The 18320-nt window shown below is 58.0% G+C and carries 16 protein-coding genes; 2 read left to right on the top strand and 14 right to left on the bottom strand.

Annotation, left to right across the window (positions count from 1 at the left end):
- Positions 1 to 182: 182 nt before the first annotated feature.
- The 5 genes from ACZ5IL_RS17575 to ACZ5IL_RS17595 form a co-directional block, all read right to left on the bottom strand.
- Positions 183 to 1415, bottom strand: coding sequence for a carboxylate-amine ligase (locus tag ACZ5IL_RS17575; protein ID WP_464593477.1), 1233 nt, complete (start codon positions 1413 to 1415; stop codon positions 183 to 185).
- Complete coding sequence (locus tag ACZ5IL_RS17580; protein WP_464593479.1) at positions 1405 to 1827, bottom strand: asparagine synthase-related protein; 423 nt, start codon at positions 1825 to 1827, stop codon at positions 1405 to 1407. The genes ACZ5IL_RS17575 and ACZ5IL_RS17580 overlap by 11 nt, the downstream gene beginning before the upstream one ends.
- Positions 1828 to 1853: 26 nt before the next feature.
- On the bottom strand, positions 1854 to 2693 hold the full coding sequence (locus ACZ5IL_RS17585) for a class II glutamine amidotransferase (protein WP_464593481.1): 840 nt from the start codon (positions 2691 to 2693) through the stop codon (positions 1854 to 1856).
- 438 nt (positions 2694 to 3131) lie between these two features.
- A complete protein-coding gene (locus ACZ5IL_RS17590; RefSeq protein ID WP_464593483.1) occupies positions 3132 to 3335 on the bottom strand; it encodes a SemiSWEET family sugar transporter in 204 nt (67 codons plus the stop codon).
- Positions 3336 to 3433: 98 nt separating this feature from the next.
- Positions 3434 to 3655 carry a hypothetical protein gene (locus tag ACZ5IL_RS17595; protein ID WP_464593485.1) on the bottom strand — a complete coding sequence of 74 codons (222 nt, stop codon included), beginning with the start codon at positions 3653 to 3655 and terminating at the stop codon, positions 3434 to 3436.
- Positions 3656 to 4131: 476 nt separating this feature from the next.
- On the opposite strand from ACZ5IL_RS17595, the gene ACZ5IL_RS17600 reads away from it, so the two are divergent.
- Entirely contained in the window at positions 4132 to 4353 is a 222-nt protein-coding gene (locus tag ACZ5IL_RS17600) for a hypothetical protein (protein WP_464596936.1), read from the top strand.
- On the opposite strand, the gene ACZ5IL_RS17605 is transcribed toward ACZ5IL_RS17600, so the two are convergent.
- From ACZ5IL_RS17605 to ACZ5IL_RS17615, 3 genes are all read right to left on the bottom strand, one after another.
- Positions 4257 to 5804: a sensor histidine kinase gene (locus tag ACZ5IL_RS17605; RefSeq protein WP_464593487.1), complete on the bottom strand. Its 1548-nt coding sequence runs from the start codon at positions 5802 to 5804 to the stop codon at positions 4257 to 4259. The two genes, ACZ5IL_RS17600 and ACZ5IL_RS17605, sit on opposite strands and share 97 nt — an antisense overlap.
- Before the next feature lie 324 nt (positions 5805 to 6128).
- Entirely contained in the window at positions 6129 to 8939 is a 2811-nt protein-coding gene (gene treY, locus ACZ5IL_RS17610) for a malto-oligosyltrehalose synthase (RefSeq protein ID WP_464593489.1), read from the bottom strand.
- A gap of 225 nt (positions 8940 to 9164) precedes the next feature.
- The gene (locus ACZ5IL_RS17615; RefSeq protein WP_464593491.1) at positions 9165 to 10676 is read right to left on the bottom strand and encodes a protein adenylyltransferase SelO; all 1512 of its coding nucleotides are present in this window, start codon (positions 10674 to 10676) and stop codon (positions 9165 to 9167) included.
- Positions 10677 to 10889: 213 nt separating this feature from the next.
- Here ACZ5IL_RS17615 and ACZ5IL_RS17620 point away from each other — a divergent pair, with 213 nt between their 5' ends.
- Complete coding sequence (locus ACZ5IL_RS17620; protein ID WP_464593493.1) at positions 10890 to 11078, top strand: hypothetical protein; 189 nt, start codon at positions 10890 to 10892, stop codon at positions 11076 to 11078.
- 53 nt (positions 11079 to 11131) lie between these two features.
- Here ACZ5IL_RS17620 and ACZ5IL_RS17625 read toward each other — a convergent pair whose 3' ends face one another.
- The 6 genes from ACZ5IL_RS17625 to ACZ5IL_RS17650 form a co-directional block, all read right to left on the bottom strand.
- Positions 11132 to 11569: a hypothetical protein gene (locus tag ACZ5IL_RS17625; RefSeq protein WP_464593495.1), complete on the bottom strand. Its 438-nt coding sequence runs from the start codon at positions 11567 to 11569 to the stop codon at positions 11132 to 11134.
- 132 nt (positions 11570 to 11701) lie between these two features.
- On the bottom strand, positions 11702 to 12553 hold the full coding sequence (locus ACZ5IL_RS17630; RefSeq protein WP_464593497.1) for a cytochrome-c peroxidase: 852 nt from the start codon (positions 12551 to 12553) through the stop codon (positions 11702 to 11704).
- Between the two features lie 157 nt (positions 12554 to 12710).
- A complete protein-coding gene (locus ACZ5IL_RS17635) occupies positions 12711 to 13250 on the bottom strand; it encodes a hypothetical protein (RefSeq protein ID WP_464593499.1) in 540 nt (179 codons plus the stop codon).
- 117 nt (positions 13251 to 13367) lie between these two features.
- Positions 13368 to 15527: a TonB-dependent receptor plug domain-containing protein gene (locus ACZ5IL_RS17640; RefSeq protein WP_464593501.1), complete on the bottom strand. Its 2160-nt coding sequence runs from the start codon at positions 15525 to 15527 to the stop codon at positions 13368 to 13370.
- A gap of 310 nt (positions 15528 to 15837) precedes the next feature.
- Positions 15838 to 17097, bottom strand: coding sequence for a hypothetical protein (locus ACZ5IL_RS17645; protein WP_464593503.1), 1260 nt, complete (start codon positions 17095 to 17097; stop codon positions 15838 to 15840).
- 158 nt (positions 17098 to 17255) lie between these two features.
- Entirely contained in the window at positions 17256 to 18257 is a 1002-nt protein-coding gene (locus ACZ5IL_RS17650) for a hypothetical protein (protein WP_464593505.1), read from the bottom strand.
- Positions 18258 to 18320: the final 63 nt, after the last annotated feature.

The raw sequence follows: 18320 nt of genomic DNA on the forward strand, positions 1-18320 counted from the left end.
GTCACTCCAACATACTAAAACCTTGGTGTAAAAGAGAAGAGACAGGTGATCCGCGCCGCACGCTTTTTCTCGACGCTTGACGCGCTGCCGTCCATGAATTCGTCGAATAACTCACTGATCGCCGGTCGAAAACAAGAAGCGGCAAGGGGTTTGCTCATCTTCGATCCTGTTTGCCGAGATCCTTAAATGACCACCTTCTCGATCGCCGAGCACGCCGCTCCCATCTGGCCGGCCGTCGTCGTTTCAGCGATCCAGCGATTAACCTCAGTCAAATTGAGTGCGTTGTCTCGGTGTATCCGTAGCTGGGCATCGGCGGAGCTGCCCCGCTCAAGTATTCTCTTGCAGTCCTCCAACTCCCGTTGACACGTAAGCTTCGCCGCATCTTCGGAAATTTGCTCAATCAGCGTCGATAGCACGTCGTGAATTTCGACCGGACCGTCTTTTCCCACAAACATACAGCTTATTCCATAACGTTGGGCTCGCCACTTGTTCTCGACCGCGATCGCACGATCGACACCCGTCACTCGTTTTGACAGCTCGGGCCGCTCGTAGAGGTAACGCGCAAGGGAGCGATATAGCGCCGCGATTGCCACAGCGTCGTCAACGTAAGTGCACACGTCAGGAGCACGCAGCTCCAGTGTCGGGTGTCGTGAAGATGGACGCAGTCCCCACCAGACATAGCTTTCGTCCGGCATAACGCCCGATTTGACGAGGGCAGCGACGTACTCTTCGAATTCCTGCTTGTTCTCGAATAGTTCAGGAAGGCCGCTGCGGGGTAACTCGTCGTAAGCGGCGAGTCGATAGCCCTTCAGGCCCGTGTCGGCCGAATTCCAGAAGGGAGAGGAGGTCGAGAGTGCAATGAAAATCGGGAGGTAGGGGATCATCGCACGCATCACCGCGAACCGCCGGTCCGCGTCGGGCAATTGCACGTGAACGTGCATCCCGCACAACATGTTCCGATGTCCAACCGCTTTGAAATCTTCGATCATCTCTTCATAACGCACCTTCGGACTGGGCTGCGAAAGCCGCCAGGAAGCTGTCGGGTGCGTAGCCGAGGCCATGATGATGAATCCATATTGAGATGCAACGGCCGCAACCTCGCGACGCAAAAACTTCAATTCCTCGCGAGCGTCATTGATATCACCATGGATGTTCGTGGCGACTTCGAGCTGAGCCTGCAACATCTCCCGCGTGGTCAGGCCGCCTGTGGACCAATTTGCAGCCTCGAACAGCTCATTGGGCGTCTGCATTGCGACTTCGAAGGTTTCTCTGTCCGCCAGGAAGTATTCCTCCTCGATACCGAACGAATACTCGCTGACTTCCTTACGCCCAGCGGCCGATCGGATGATGAGGTGACCGCCGTCGCGACTGAGGTTGAGACGCAGCGTTTTGAGTATTTTCGGATCAAGCTGCATGTGCCTGCAACCACGCTTCGAGAACAGCGGCCTGCCATAAGCGCGAGTGGTCCTTTGGGCTCATTTCAGCTTCGGGGTGTTGCAACATGTGATCGATAAAATCGTACCGATACAAACCTCTTTCCCTCGCTTTGGCGGATGTCATCGTATCGCGGACGAAGTCGAGGAACGGACCGTTCAGGTAACGCAGGGAAGGCAGTGGAAAGTACCCCTTCGATCGGTCGATGACCTCGCTCGGCACATAGCGCCGAGCCATTTTTTTGAGGATGTGCTTGCCGCCACCGCTGACTTTCAGTGCCGCAGAGAGGCGCGACGCAAGCGGGAGCGTGTCCAGCGCTTTGTTTGCATCGATCTGTATTTGCTCGTGCTTTGTCCCGAACCGTTGCGCGATAAGATCAGAATATCCGCACATATGTTGTCGTCGGAGCTCCTCGCGCCCTATTTACCTTTACCGGCGCCTGCGACAACTGTTTGAGCCGACCAGCGTTCCTTCCCGAGCTGCCTTAGTTCAGATGGGAGAAATGGAACGATATCGATTGAGCCTGACGCGGCTCCGATCAACACATGATTGGTGGGAACCTCCTCCCATCCGGATTCCCTATCGAGGGGCTCGGATGCGACAACAAGTCCATCGCCGGCGGTCCGGTAATACAACGAGTTGGCACTATCGTTCTCCGCAAACCTGAACGCGAACAGGTCGTGACCATTGGTCAGTGCCGATGTAAAGCGCACAGGCTCGCGGTAATCCTCTTCGTTCACCAACTTGCATAGTTCGGACATTACCCGGCGCGTTGCACCCACGGGATCTTCGACAAGCCCCGCGCCCATCATGGCAAGGAATACTGCCTCTGAGTCGGTCGTACCGAGCCGCGAAGGATAGAACTCGTCGGAAATCATACTTTCTACCCTCCGCCGGAGCCGGTTCCAGCTACCGATGAAGCCATTGTGCATGAACATCCATTGGCCGCACACGAACGGGTGGCAGTTCTGCCGCGTCACCGCCGTACAGGTCGCCGCCCTGACATGAGCGAAAAACATGTGAGACTGCAGATGGCGACAGAGGTAGCGCAGATTTTCGTCCGACCACGCCGGCCGCGTCTCCCGATAGAGACCGGGTTCCGGATGAATACCGTACCAGCCGAGACCGAATCCATCTCCGTTCGTTCGAGCGGTGGCCTCAAGCGAGCGCAGACTTTGAGCGATGAGAGAATGAACGGGCTCTGTGACGTATTGTTCGAAAGCCCGAGTCTCTCCTCGATAAGCGATCCACCTGCACATTGATGAGCCTTTTCTTCCACGTGTCAGGAACAAAGTCACAAACGTTGCTTAAGGAACAGTACGGGGCTTCAAGTTCCCTCTGCCGGAACAGCACGAAAATCCGAAATGCCCCCTTGCCTCATAGACATGGTGGGCTGGCGAGCCTACTTGGTTTACGGCCATCTCCAAACGAGATTGCGGCATTTGTTCGGACTGGTCGCTCGCGCGGCGCTGACGACCAAATCCATGCAATGCGGGGGAACGCCTGCGGGTTGCCGATCGTCGTCCTGACGGCTGGATGCAACCGAAGAGAGCTTCACCCCGACCGTCAGCAGTTTCGACACGCCGGGCAATTTTCTGGTCCGCAACCAGAAGGGAGTCTTCCGCACCTGGCTGTTCAAGCGGAATCCAACTTCTCTCTGAGCTTGAACCACAATATGCCGGACAGACAGCAGAAGCTCACGGCGTTCGCGATGACGATAACGACGTCGCGCTTGAGAACGCCGTAAACACCCACGCCCCCACGCCGGTGGTAAGAATGCTGAACATCAGGAGCGACAGATCCCCCGCCTTGCCGGTTTGCCAGCATTTCTTCAGTTGGGGAAAGTACGAGATCGATGTGCAAAAGGCTGCGAAGAACCCGACAAGGATAGTGGTGTCCATACGTCGCGGTGGTTCCTTTATCGGAACTCAAGAAAAGATTCCTTGTAGCGACACAAAGAATCTCCCAACTTGTCAAACTAATCTCAGCACTTTTCTGATCAGTTTACAGAACCAAAAGGCAGGATGGAGACGGTTTTACCGACATCGTCCAGAATGGTAATGCACATCCCGTTATCGGTCAGGTCGGGCGTATCACCCAGCATCTCTCGAGCCAAGAGTGTTCCGTACATAACGGCCTCCTCATGGGTCTGCAAGGGAACCGTGATGGGTTTCGATTTGCGCTCGGCTAGGTCTGTGATGATGTAACTGAAAATCGGCATGATGAGCGAATACCGCCTAGGTTCGTTGTTGTTAAAGGAGCGATGAGTTCACAAGGACAAGCAAAGAGGACCGCTAGAAGGCGTTGATTTCTTAAGGCTGATAAGTTGATGCCCGTTCGTGGGACAGGCTGTTGCTTTTGCTATTGATCGTTTCTTAGACCATCACGGGCTCCACCGCCAGCCGGATTGCATCGGCCTCCTCACGCGGATGGACATATTTTATAGGCTTCGACCGGCAACATCGGTCAAAGCCAAAGAGCGAGAACAAACGAAAACGCTCCCGCTTCCCGACGCGCGCTCTCGCGCGCTCCCTCGCATGCGTCCTAACCGTCCCCGTGACTATCGGCGCCGCAATTTACACCCTCGAAAAGGAGCGGACCGCGAGGAAAATTGTTGCCCGTCCAACAAGGGAGTTTCCTATGGCAACCGACAACCCACGTTCTACCGCGCAGATAGCCGGCCACCCTATCCATCCAATGGTAATAGCTTTTCCCATTGCTTGCTTTGTGTTGGCATTCGCTTCCGATGTTATGTCCTTTGTGCGGAACGGTTCTGGCCAGAGCACGTTCGCGCAAGAGCAGGCAAAGAAACTCAGATTGATCTACAAGGCCGGGAGACTGGATGGGACGTCGCTGAAAAGTTTGCTCGGCAGAATGATCTCGATATCCAAACCGTCTTCTGTACGAGCGCGGACGTAGTTTCCATGCAATTGTTGGTTGATCGCTAGATCCAGAAGCTTCGATCCGAAGCCGCTTTCGGCCGCATCAGAATGGCCGGTCTGCACTGGAGCCTTTTCCGTCCACTTGATACGCAGGCCGTCGATATCGCGACTGATATGGACTCCCAAAATGCCGTCGGCATGCTTCAACGCACCATATTTGGTGGAGTTAGTCGCCAGCTCGTGGAAAACGAGAGCCAGCGGTGTAACGGTTCCACCATTGACGAGGGCGTCATCACCGCCGACCGTGAAATGTTTGTCTCCCGCACTCTCATAAGGCCGAAGCAGAGCGCCGATAAGTTCCTTTAATGAAACCGATCCTCCCCGTGCAACCGACGTTGTGCGCGCGGTGCGGACAAGACCATGCGCATGATGCAATGCCGTGAGCCGGCTCCTTAGTATGTCTGCCAGCGGTTTCATCTCGGGTTTGTCACGAACTGATAAGCTGATTAGCCCGTTGACCAGCGTGAACAGATTTTTGATCCGGTGATCGAGTTCATTGGCCACGATCTCACGCTCAGCCGCGAGGTGTCTAAGCTGGTTCAGCATTTCATTTCGTGTCGCAGTCGTCGTGGAGATGACGAGAGGGGCCAGAGAAATAAGTGCAGCCCCCATGCTGATCGACAACACGAGCGATTGGTCGACATGTGAAACGTCAATGTAGCCCAGAGTTGTCGCTATGATCACCCATATGCAAAAGACAAAGGTCAGCAAGGCCGTCAGGAACACGCGATAGGAAATTGCGCACCAGAGAAGGGCTGGTACAGGGAATGCGAGGGCGCCCATTCCTCCGAAAAAGAGTCCCGTAACGGCCGAGAGGACCAACACAATAATCGGCGCTTGATCGTGAAAGGTCGAATGCGGCAGTTGAAGGCGCGCCCATTTACGGCCTTCCGGGTAAGACAGGATCATCGGCAAAAAGGCGAGCTGGTTTATAAGCTCAACTGAAAACCAGTATCGAAAAGAGCTGACCGCTGCCGGATCATAGAATAAAGGACCGACCAGGATCGACCCAACAATTCCAGCGAATATGGATGCGGCGCCGACCGCAAAAAGAAGGTAAAAAACCGAGGTCCGACGCTTCAAACGCTGGTCAGCCGGATCAACCCTGGAGAGCACGACATGGCCGACCGCCACGATACCGAAATTGTATGCAGCCAGCCCTGCACTCGTTATAGGGCCGTATTCGATAACTGGAACCGCAATAACAAATCCGACAAGACAGGCGACCCATCCCAGGGGATGCGCCAATAAAGGAAAGCGCACGAGCATGCCAAGCATGAATGCGTTGGCAGGCCAGATCAGCGACAAGACATTGTCGTTTGCCGTGCGAAAGCCGAAAATGCAGAGTACGGAGTACGCTGCGGCAAAAATGAGAAAGTAAAGCCATTCCGAGCGCGGATTGGTCGCAGTCTTGAACCAGCTTATCATCGTTACGGCTTTGGATCTCAGCTTCCTGCGCCAGTCTCAAGCTTAACACTGCACAGTGTGTCAATTGGGATTTATCAATTGAGCGTTGTGCCGAGTACTTTTGTACTCTCCCGAACCGCGGCAGCGATACTGCCCCGAGTTTTCGTCCGCTCCACACACCTGATGGGAACTTCTCAAGGGAGTCGATCAGAACTGGCCGTTCCTGCAGGAAATAGGAACAGGCGGGCAGCTGATACAATGGCGTGCCATTAAAAAGTTCCCGACGCGGCAGCTTGCGGCGATGTGTCATGTCAATCTGTACACGAAATTCGAACGCCCACAGGCTCAGGCGGGCGGCAAATTCTCAGAAGGCGTGAGCAGCGCGACCGGCAGGCTGGCGAACAGCTCGCGTGCTAGAAACGACCCTTGCGACAGTATGAACTCACGTCCGCTGAACAGCTCTGACCATCGCTGCGGAACGACCTCAGACGATAGAGTCAGAGTGCAGTCGCCCCATGTATCTGCCCCATGCCCACGGGAGGGGTACAAAGCCACCGCGGTCACCAGCGCGCTATCTTCGCTGGTGCGCATGAAGGCACAGAGGCGATCTGCCTGCGGACCTGTGCCGTGGAGCGCTTCGTACGAACCGTGCATGAAGAGTTCCGGTTCGCGACGGCGCAACGCCAGCGTCTCGGCAATGAGGCGGAGCTTTAAACGACCGTCACGCCAGTTTTCCAGAAGCTCTGGAAGATCACCCCTGCCCGATTCCACGGATGCCAGTGATGCTTTCCGGATGTCGTAATCAACGGGACGACGATTATCTGGATCGACCATGCTGAAGTCCCAGAGTTCCGCGCCCTGATAGAGATCGGGCACACCGGGCGCCGTGAATTTCAGCACAACCTGAATAAGGCTGTTGAGAGCGCCAAAGGTAGCCACGCGCTGCTGAAACGCGGAAAAAGATTCCAGAAAGGGATTGGTTCGCGACGTGTCCAACGCGTAGCGAATGAACTCTAATACGGCGTCTTCGTATGCGACGTTTGGCGCAGCCCAGGTCGTATGGACCTTAGATTCACGCATGGCTTTCGTTATGGCGCCTTCAATCCGCTGGCGAAAGGCATCCACTTCCACTGGATCGAGCTGGCCCGCTGAAAGTTGGGCCGGCCATGCCCCGAGCAGGAGTTGATAGAACGCATACTCGTCATTGCGATCTGGCGGCGCCGCGTCCGGATTTCCTGCGTTGCGTGCCCGGAGCATCCGGCTCCAAAGTGCAACGTGTTGGGCCCATTCGTCCGGTATCTCCGACAGCACCGCCAGCCGCGCCCGCGTATCCTCGCCACGCTTGGTGTCATGCGTGGCGGTACTCAGCATGGCATGCGGCGTTCGTTTCGCCCGCTGGACATTGGCGTGATGGAAGGCGGATATGCTTACGCTGAACTGGTCGGGGTGGCCGCCGACCTCATTCAGCGCCAGCATCCGGTTGTAGCGGTAGAAGGCGGTATCCTCGAGGCCCTTGGCCATCACGGGACCGCTATATTGTTGTGCGCGCATTGCGACGCGAACCACCTCCACGCGGCTGAATCCGCTACGCGGCTCGGCAACGAGGTCGCAAGTCAGGAGTTGGTGGAGGAAATCGAAAACGCTGGGGTCCAAGGCAGCACCATTGCGGCGGGCCTGAGCCATGGCCCAATCGATATCGCGGCGGTCTGCTTGGGTGGGCACGCTCCGTCCGTCAACATATGTTCGGTAGACGGGAAAGACGGCGATAATTTCTTTTAGCGCCCGTTGCAGGACGTTGTTGGTGAAGTCAGCGGTCCGCGGATTCGAGCGCGCCACCCGCGCGGCCTCCCTGGCCAGCACGTTCAGCTCGCTCGCCATCTCGTTCTCCATGATCCGCATCTTCGAATCGCGGACGATGGCGCTGAAGGAGGCCCGTTCACCGGTGAAGTCGGCGTAAAGGCGCGTGAGGTCCTCCTGACCCGCAGGATCGTTCAGCAGACCGGTGACGAGGTTAGCGAACTCGTAGCCCGTCGTCCCTTCGACATCCCAGTCATCACGCAGGTTTTCATGCGGCGCGAGGATCTTCTCGACAACGAGATAGAACGGACATGGCGCCTTTTCCCGCAGGCGCAAACAATACCCTTTCGGATCGAGAAGACCATCGACGTGATCCAGCCGGATTCCGTCGAGCACTCCTTGTTCGAGCAAGCGGAACACCAGCGAGTGCGCATGGTCGAAAAGCTGAGGGAGCTCCATCCGGATCCCAGCCAGATCATTAATGTTGAAGAAGCGGCGGTAGTTGATGTCGTCGGCCGCGACACGGAAATGGGCTGCGCGCCAGTGCTGGTCGCGGATCAACGCGTCAAGTTTCGACCAGCTTTGCAGTTCGCCAATCTCGCCGTTGAAACGGTCCACTGCGGCCTGGATCGCGACCGCCAGATCGGGGTTTTCTCTGACTGACCCGGCCAGCTCCAATTTGAGATCCGAAGCCCGGCGGACGATATGCGGCCGCCATGTCGAGATGTGCGCAAACGCGTCGCCAATGCGCTCCAGGTCCGGATGGTTATCGCCGAGGACGCGCTCGTAGTGAAGCGGGCTGATCGGAAGCTTGTGGTTGTCGTATGCCCACACGGCCAGCGAGCCGGCTTCCGCATCGAACCTGAGTTGGAGCGCACCCGACTGGAGTTCAGCACCGTACTGCTCGCCCAGGAAGGGGACCAGCAGTTTGCCTTGCAGGTAGCGGCGATCCGACTCCCAATCGATGTCGAACCAGCCTGCGAATTGCGAATCCGGGCCCCATTCAAGCACGTCCAGCCACCAGGGATTGTCCGCACCGCCCACGCCCATATGGTTCGGGACGAAATCAAGGATCTGGCCGAGACCGTTCTCCCGGAACGCGGCAACCATCCGCTCAAAGGCTGAGGTATTTCCGAGCTCAGGGTTCAGTTCGGTGTGGCTGACGATGTCGTAGCCATGCGTGCTGCCGGGGCGAGCCCGCAGATAGGGTGAGCAGTAGACGTGGCTTATTCCCAACCTGGCGAGATAAGGCGCGAGCGCCGCCGCTTGGTCGAAGCCGAAACCCTTGTTGAGCTGCAGCCGGTAGGTGGCGCGTGGGATCGGCTTGCGGTCAGGCTGGCCCTGTCGATCAAGAGTCATCCGGTATATCCACCGCCAATTGGGGGTATCAAAAGAGGGCCGGTACGTTGACCTGATCGACGAAGGTTGCCATGCGGTCGGTGATAGCCTCTTTCAACTTTTGGATGTTGCAAGAGTTCCCTACGCAAAGCCCGAGTGTCTGTCGTGCTTAGGCGAATTGCGCCGGCAAGAGTTACCCCCATCTGAAAGAAACGGGAGGCGCAGTCCCTGCGCGCATCCTACCGGTTATGTCCCGCAGAAAGTCTGCCGAACTTCTTCCTCCGGTTGGGGCGGCTTCGCATAGTCAGCAAACTTCGGCTGGTCGTCGAAGGGATGCGCCAGCACCTCGACGAGTTCGTGAAACTTCTCGAAGCGTCCCGCTTCAGCGTCCCGAATGACCGCTTCGATGCGGTGATTGCGCGGGATGAACATCGGATTGACGGAAAGCATCTCGGCGCGCCTCGCTTCGGCCGACCGCTCTTCAAGCGACAGGCGTTCCCGCCATCGTCCAGCCCATTCGTCGAAAGCGGATGGGTCTGTGAATAGCCCCCGTACGTCTACATCACCTTTGGCATGGGCGGCTACCTCGCAAAGGGCGCGGAAGGTCAACGTGAAATCCGCATCATTCTCCGCCATCCGGTCCAGGAGATCCGACGCGAGTTCGAGATCGCCTTCCACCGCGCGCGCGAGGCCGAGCTTCTGACGCATGCCTGCAAGGTACGCGGCATTGAAGTGATCATCGAAGCTAGCGATCGAGGCATTTGCAGCTTCAATCGCCTTGTCACCGCCATCCGCTATCAGCGGTAGCAATGTCTCGCCAAATCGGGCCAAATTCCATCCCACGGCGGCGGGCTGATTTGCAAACGCATAGCGTCCGAACTGGTCGATGTAACTGAAAACCTTGTCAGGCCGGTAGGCGTCGATGAAAGCGCACGGCCCGTAGTCAATCGTCTCGCCTCCAATCGCGGTGTTGTCAGTGTTCAGAACACCATGGATGAATCCAACAAGCATCCACCTTGCCGACAACCGGGCCAACGCCGCGACGACCGCGTCGAAGAAAGCCCGATATGGGTCCTCAGCCAAGCGCGCTTCCGGGTAGTGCCGGGCGATCGCATAGTCGGCCAGCGCGCGAAGGTTTTCGATGTCCCCCCGCGCGGCAAAGTACTGAAACGTGCCGACGCGCAGGTGGCTCGACGCAACGCGGGTCAGGATCCCGCCCGGCAGCGGCCGCTCGCGCATGACGTTTTCGCCGGTCAACACCGCGGCGAGCGAGCGTGTTGTAGGAATGCCAAGCGCGGCCATGGCCTCGCTGACGATATATTCGCGGATGACGGGACCGAGCGCGGCGCGGCCATCACCGCCCCGGGAAAAGCGGGTTCGGCCAGAGCCCTTCAGCTGAAGGTCGAATCGCTTGCCCGCAACGTCCACGACTTCGCCAAGCAGAACGGCCCGCCCGTCGCCGAGCTGGGGCACGAAGTCTCCGAACTGGTGCCCTGCGTAGGCTTGCGCGATGGGTTCGGATCCAGACGCGATCTCATTGCCAGAGAGGACAGCGACGCCTTCCGGGCTCTCGAGAAACTTTGGATCGATGCGCAGTTGGCAAGCCAGCGCGTCATTCACGCGCAAGAGCTTCGGCGCTGCTACCGCTAACGGTTTCACGCGTTGATAAAACGCCTCCGGCAACCGCGCATAGCTGTTGTCAAACGGAATGGGCCCTGCCGCGTCCGCGGACGTAGAACTTTCTGCAAGCGATCTCATGATTCTAAAGTCGTTCCTCTGTCCCAAAAAAGCAAGGTTCACCCGTTCCGGCCCCGACGTCTCAAACCCAGCGCATTGGCGCCAAGAGCAAGAATCGGCTTAAAAGTCCTTCTCCTGCAAACCTTCTTCTCGCAACGAAAATTTGGGAACGAACTCAAGCCTACGCATGTTCTCCTCCGCAAAGTTGGAAGAGCGCGATCATGGAGGCGCCAAGTGACGATGATTGACTGGCTCAAGAAGCGCTTAACGAACATCAGCTCAGCGCCCGACTCAGTGGCTTATGAGTTCGGCGGCGTTCAGGAATGGCCACTCGACTACGGCAACGATCAGCGGCTGGCCGAACTGCTCGCCAGTCGTCCCGCAAAGATTTTGGGACGATCTGGGCGCCGCGCCAAGCTTTAGCTGCTGGCAGCCCGCCTCGGAAAACGCCCGGATGGTCCGCACTCCGCGACGTATTAGCCTTGGTTGGTGTCACGCTGTGGTGGCTGAGGATTGTTTTCGGGGTTCGTATCGTACTTGGATATTCGCGTAATGAGCCCACTAGTAGTAAGCGGTTGCAGATCTGACTCCAAGCTATCAGCGATCTCCTTCGCATAGACCTCTTGACCCTCCACATAGAGCGTGAAGGATTTCAGATATTTTTCCTTCTTTGTCGGGTTCTGAATCGTTGCCTTGGTCCATTGATAAAGCGGATAGCCTTCGATGCCGCACTCTTCTGCTGCGGCGACATACTCGGAAAATGCATCGAACTGAGATTTTGGCACCGCGCGATGTCTGGCGAGAATATCCAAGAGGCGCGTTAGCGCCGGTTCTTGTACGTTTCTTCGTATCGATTCCGCGATGACCGAATCGTTTACATCGAACCTGACCTGATACTGCAACTGAGGAGCCATGCTACTCGTCTCGTTCTCTGATCGCCCCTCGCCACAAAGCCTAATGCTCGCTCATAACTATGTCCAGTAAGGAACCGGCTAACTGTACTGCTTGATCGGTGGAGGCAAAAAGCGCTTCGCACGGTCTGTGCGTTAGAGGCGCTTGCCGCAAGCCTCTTCAGGTATGGCAAGCGACTGGCGCTGGGTGAATTCGGTGTCGGACAGAGCCGTGAGGAAGGCGATCAACTGTTTCGCCTCGGCTGCCTCGTACGTCAGGCCGTGCTTGGCGAGAGCCTCATCGAGCGTCTGCGCCGATCCATCATGCCACCAGGGGCCGGTGAGCGCGACGTTGCGCAGCGATGGCGTCCGGAATTTGCCACGGTCGGCGTCGATCCCGGTCTTCTCGAACAGCCCCTGATCGGGGAGCGCGGGATCGGCCGGGCCAAGCCGGTGCATGGACAAATCCGTGAAGTTCGCTCCCGAATGACAGGCCGCGCAATCGCGGGCGAACAGCGCTGAACCAGCTTGTGCATTCGGAGTGAGCTGCTGCCGGTCCCAGGCGCTGCCATAAGAGATGAGCGTACGTTCGAAGCTCGCCAGCGCACGCGCCACGTTGGGAAAGTCGATGCGACCGCTGTTCTCGGGAAAGGCGCGGGCGAACATCGTCTGATAGCAGCTATCGCGTCCAAGCCGTTTACCGATCTCCGCTTCGCGCCCTGCCATGCCCATCTCGACCGGATGAGCGCCGAATACCGGGGTCGCCGCCTGCGTCTCAAGCGTTGTGGCTGCTGGATCCGCGAAGTTCAGCGGTATGAACCAGGCGACGTTGGCCAGCCCGGGAACATTGCGTCGCCCGGACTCGTCGGTCACTCCAGGATGAGTGCGATTGCCATCGGCGAAAGCGTGCTTCTGCTCGTGGCAAGTGGCACAGGACATCGAGCCGTTAGCCGAGAGATCAGCATCGTAGAATAGACGCCGCCCAAGCTCGACCTTGACAGTGGTCATGGGATTGTCGGCTGGAATCGGCGGCGCCGAAACGACGGCAGGCAGCGTCCAGCGCCATGTTGAAGTCTCTCGCGGTAGAAATCCGGCTGACAACAAACTTGTCAGCAGGAACCCCGCTGATAGCAACAGGAATGAGAAGCGCCGCGTCTGCACGGGATCAGGGCAAGCGCGCGAGCAGCACTGTCATCTGCGGCTGGCCATTGGCCGATATTTGCAAGACGTAAGGGCCGGGGGTGAGAGGATAATCCACCATCTTGCGGATTCCGGTGCAGTTCGGCCCATGCCCATGCGCAGTCGATTTCACGGCCTGCTCGTCCCGCACGAGATCGATCCAGGCGGCCGAATCGAGCGCCACCCGGTAGGTGCCGGCCTCGTGCACATAAATCAGCACAAGACCGCCATAGCTGACCGAGCCGCCCGGCTTCTCCGGGCGCAGCGGGTAACGCACATCAGGCGTCTGCAGCAAAGTGAGGCTTGCGGCCTGGCCGATTGGCAGGCGCGCGCGTGAGGTGCTCGTCTCGGTCTCCGCCGCCTTTAATTGGAACGGTGTGGTCCAGGGCGCCAGTTCGCCTGTCGGCACGACCGGAGCAGCACAAACCGGCGGCTTAGCAGCTTCCTGTGCCTCGATCGGCCCGGCTGCAACGGCGGCGAGGCCGAGCGCGCTCAGCGCCAGACCCCATGAAATCTTCCTGCGCATGTTTGCCTCTCGTCACCATTACCTGATTTATATTTGTATGAATATGACGCGTCGGCATTCGTAGCGCCGCACGCCTGAGGGCCAGTATGCATCTTCTCGCCGCACTGCCGCACCAAGCTAAAATATGGCCCGCACCTTCGCGTAGAAGGTGCGTCCTGGCTGCGGCAGTCCCCACACCAATTCGTAGTTCTGGTCGAGCAGATTCCTCACGCCGCCGGCCAACTCGACATTCTCGGTGACCTGGTAGTTGACGTTGATGTTGGCGAGCGTATAGGCCCCGGTGCGGATATAGAGATCGGGAAAGGCGGCGCGGATCGGCGCGTTCGGTCCCTGCGTGCCGACGAGGACATCGCTCCAGCGGTCGCTGGCGACCTCCAGATTCGGCGTGATAGCAAGCGGCTCGATCGGCCGCCATGTGGCATAGACAAACGCCTTCTGGGTCGGCACCCCGACCGGCCTGAATCCGGGAATTGATACGTCGCTGACGTTTCGCTCGATAAAGGTGTAGTTGCCGCCGATCATGAACTGCGCGGAGAGTTGCGCTTCCAACGACATCTCGAAACCGTAGAAGTGGCCTTGGTTGATGTTCTGCGTCTGCGACTGTGTCGGGCTGACACGGACCGCCTGAATCAGATCGCGCACGTCGCTGTAGAAGATCGCAGCCGTTCCCTTCAGGTTAGAAACAATCTGACCCTTCCAGCCAAGTTCGTAATTGGTGGCGCGTTCCGGACCCAGGTTGGGATTCGGAATCGCATTGCCAAAGCGCTGACTGTAAAGCTCGAAGATGGTCGGAAAGCGCGCGCGGTCAGATACGCTGAAATAGACCTGCTTGGCCTCGCTGTAACGCCAGATCGCTGCCGTTTGCCAATTCAAGGCATCGGCGCCGCCTTTGGGATACTCGTATAGTCCCCTTATGTCGTCGTACTCTTCAGCCTTGTCGATCTGATATTTGTCATAGCTGACACCCCCCACCAAATCGACGTTCGGGGTGACATGGAAAGTGTCTTCCAGCGCCGCCGACCACGTCGTCTGGTTCTGATGCTGCCACGGCTCGGTGGTATTAAAAACAGGACTGGTCGGACGGTTGTCATTCTGCTCGGTATGAAAATCCTGCCGATAGTGGAATGCCGCCTTCAACGTGTTCATCGGAATCAGTTCGGTGCCGGCCTCGACCGAGCCGCCGCGAGCGTTGTCGTTATACTGGCTGTTGAAGCGGCCGGGATTCGATTGCGACCTATAGGTGATGTCGTCATACGCCGAGAGCGCGTTGTAAAACTTGTTGTAGAAAAGTTTGGTCCTGAGATAGGAGGCGTCGCCGATCTGCGTGTTCGACAGAAAGGCCAGATTCTCGACATTCCATGCCGGCCAGAGCCAAAAGCTGTTCTGACTCGATGGCGGGTTGTTGTAGACATTCAGAGGCGCACCCTTGGAGCCGGACTGCTTGGTATAGTTGATGCTGTATTCGTCGGTGGCGTTGGGCGTGTAACCAGCCTTGAGGTTGACTCGCCAGTCCTGGGTGTCCGATCCGTTGCGCCGTCCGCCATCTTCCAGCGAGCCGGGGTAAGGACCCTGCGCTGGATATGGCGAATAGCCGCGCGATAGCGACCAGAAATTCTGGTCGAGTTGGTTGACGCTGCCCTGAACGTAAAAATTCTCCTGGCGTGAGCCGATCCTCGCGTAGCTGTTCCAACCCTGAAATGCTCCGCGATTGTCGAACATCGTGCCAGCGCGGATTTCAGACTCGAACGGCTTGACCGGTTTAAGCGACACCAGGTTGATGGCCCCGCCCATTCCGCCCGGCCCGTCCAGCACCGAAGCATAACCTTTTTGAATTTGGATCTCGGAAATGTCGCCGGTGAGGAAACGGCTAAAATCGAGCCGGTTGTCGGCTGGAAGATAGAGGCGCACACCGTCAATCATCAACGGTACCTGCCAGCGGCCAAAACCGCGCACGAAAATGTCGGTCTCGTTACGCTGGCCGGCGGACGATAGCGTGCCGTTAACACCCGGTACCAGGTTCACCGCCTGATCGAGTGTCTGCTTTTCGAAGGTCCACATCTGCTCGCGCGTCACCGTTGAACCGCCGACGCCGCCCCCGCCCGCACCCCCGTTCCCGCTTCCTCCGCGTGCCGCGCCCGAAACGTAGATCTCACCGAGTTGATAGACTCCGTCACGATCTTGGCCACGATCTTGCGCGCCCGCGCCGACCGTCATCGCAACAATCGCTACGGACGACAGGAGCGCGCCCCTGCCAATGAAATCCATTGATAGAATCATGGTCACCCCAAGCAATCGCTATATTTATAAAAAATATCGATACCGAGGATGGAGGTAAAAATCTCAGCGACATATTGACACATATATAACGACTGAGTTGAGCGACTCTTGCGCCGGATGTTTCAACCGGCGCGCGCAGCGGCCGCCTCGCTATAGTGGCACGGGTATTACCGTACACATCTTGTGGATAGCGGATAGCGCGACGTTCTCACTGTTCGCTTAGACCCCAGCATTGTCTCGATTTCATATCGGCGGACCTATCGAAATCAAAAAATACGAAAAGGCCCAGACGAGAAGCGCCGAGGCTCGACTACGGAAGTCTTTTTGTCATCGTAAAGGGATTGAACCCACGTTCCGCGAGGGCAGCCCACGAAGCTGCGCCAAGATGTGACAAACGGAAATAGAGTCGCGGCTTGGTCGGGTCGGTGTCCAACACGAACCCGGTCGGTAACTCGCGGACAGTCGAGGCATAGAACCCACCATCTGGCGACCTCTGTGATTCGATGACAGCCATCAACGACTCTGCCCTCTCAGTCTTGCCGAGCAATTTCATCAAGAGAGCCACTTGGCCCGTCCCTTCGGTCCACACACCGTCCCGATCTTCACCATAAGAAAAGCCTCCGCCAACACTCATTCGCTGTTCGGCGGTCGTCATTGCCGATGCAAATTTCCCGGCCGCTCCGTGAAGCGCTGTTAAAGGCCAGATCTGAGCATCCAGAGCCAAAATCGGATTGTGCGTGACGCCGTCTTCAGCTGTCCCTGCGGCGAAACAGGCGCATGCCGGATTCCACATCGTATTTACGAAGTACTCAGCAACCGTTGCCTTATCGCGCCAGCGCGAATCGCCTGTACGGATCGCAAGAAGGCCAAACGCAGCGGCGAGGTCAGTATTGTGTTCGGTCGATTTCCACGTCCGCACTTCCGGCGTCGGTTCGTGCCCAAACGTACCGCCCGTGAAACCGCCAGTACCGCGCGCATCGGCCCATTGCGTGACCCAGGCGCCAAGCCGTGCTGCACCATCGCGGAACCGAGAGCCGGTGTTCGCATCATCAATCGACAGCAACGCCAACATGGCCCATGCGATGTTACCAACATCGCTGCCCACCTGATATCGATCCTCTAACCATTTGTTCTGAGTATTGTCCCACCACCCTGGAAGTTTGACGGGGCCATTCGCCACCACACCCGCGGCGTAAGCGTTCCTGAGCCGTCCATCGTGCCAGGTGCGGTCGTTATCGATGGCCCAAAGAACCGCCGAGCCAATCCGATACGCTTTGTCCTGCTCACCGCAACCGACCAATGCGATGGCGGCTACCGCATTGTCATAGAGGTAGGCAGCGCCATGCAGAGGCCCCGATTCGACGGTCGGATAGCTGGACAGGAACAACGGCCCCGACGGCGGTGCCTTATCAATCAGACCAGCGAGGTATCCGCACGCTGACGCCTTTGGTGCTGCTAAAGCCTGTAGCGGAGCGGCGGCCATCATGATTGCGAAAGCCGCAACGACCCAGGTGTGAAGGCAGAGCCCGCGACAACGGGAAGAAAGCCGGTCAGGATCGAGTAAAATCATCGTGCCTTCATCTTCAATAGCAGCTTATGGCCCTTCTCGGACCTCGCACAATGTCGGCTTTTGTGCCGTTGTTGGGGACAAACGGACATCAAACGCGCCGCAACCAAGCTTCCTGATTTTACGAGGACACTGCCTCGTCAAAAGGCGTGGAGACCGCGTCAGCGCGCTACGATCAAACCTCTACTGGTTACGACGACCCAGCGACCGTCCTGCTTGCGGATCGCATCGACACGGCCGAGCCCCGGCACCGGATCGCCGGTATGAACCTCGTAGACGCCGCTCCGGCCTTCTATCAAAGCACTGCCATCCATGACGTCGTGCAAGACCCAGCCCTGGACTGCGGGCAAACGCGCGATGCTCGGCTTCGGCGCCGGTAGCGGCACCGGTTCGGCAGCCGGAATAGAGCCTGTCACGTTCGCTGCGGCGGTGGTTGCAGGTGCGGCCGGTGCTGCCGGCGCCGCGGCCGAATGCTGCTTGTCCAGCGCCTCCTGGAGTTTCGTCAATCTGGCCGCCGAGTCCGCATTCGCCTTCTCAATCTTACCCAGACGATCGTTGACCTTGGCGAACTGGCCGACATCGCCCTTGGTCGAACGATCGATGCCTGTTTTTAACGTGGCGATTTCGGATTCGAGCCGTCCGATGGTGCCTTCCAATGCCTGGGTACGGTCCGCAATCGCCGACGACTGTTGATCCGCAGTGCTGTGGCCGAGGCCGGATGTCGCGAGCGAACCGCCGATCGCGCCAATAATCGCGGCCAATGCCGCTATCGCTGCAATGGCGGTGAAACGCCGTTTGCCGAACCGGCCCAATGTCTGCGCGCCGCCGGCTGCCGTTGAATTCTGATCGTGGCCCGCGCGGTCCCATGCCTCGCGGTGGAACGGCGCGACGATCATTGTCTTGCCGGTTTCTCGCAGAGCGTCGGCCTTCGAAGCTTCCATCTCAACGTCGGGTTCGACCCGAGAGACTTCCGTTCTCGGCACTTCCGTCTCAACCGCGGGCTCGATCCGAGGTGCTATCGGCTTAGTGTCGTCGGGCGGCGGCACGGACAATTCCTGCCCAGGCACGAGTTTCGAAGGCTCGGCGCGCGACGACTCGTCCCCTGTCCCGCTGAATTCGATACCGTGCTCACCGGTGGTCCGCTCAGACGAATGGTCGCTCACGTTAGAAACCTCCATGACAGGTTGACCATCTGGTAACTTCATTGCTTGCGGAATCGTTACCTT

The sequence above is a fragment of the Nitrobacter sp. CN101 genome (assembly GCF_055390255.1).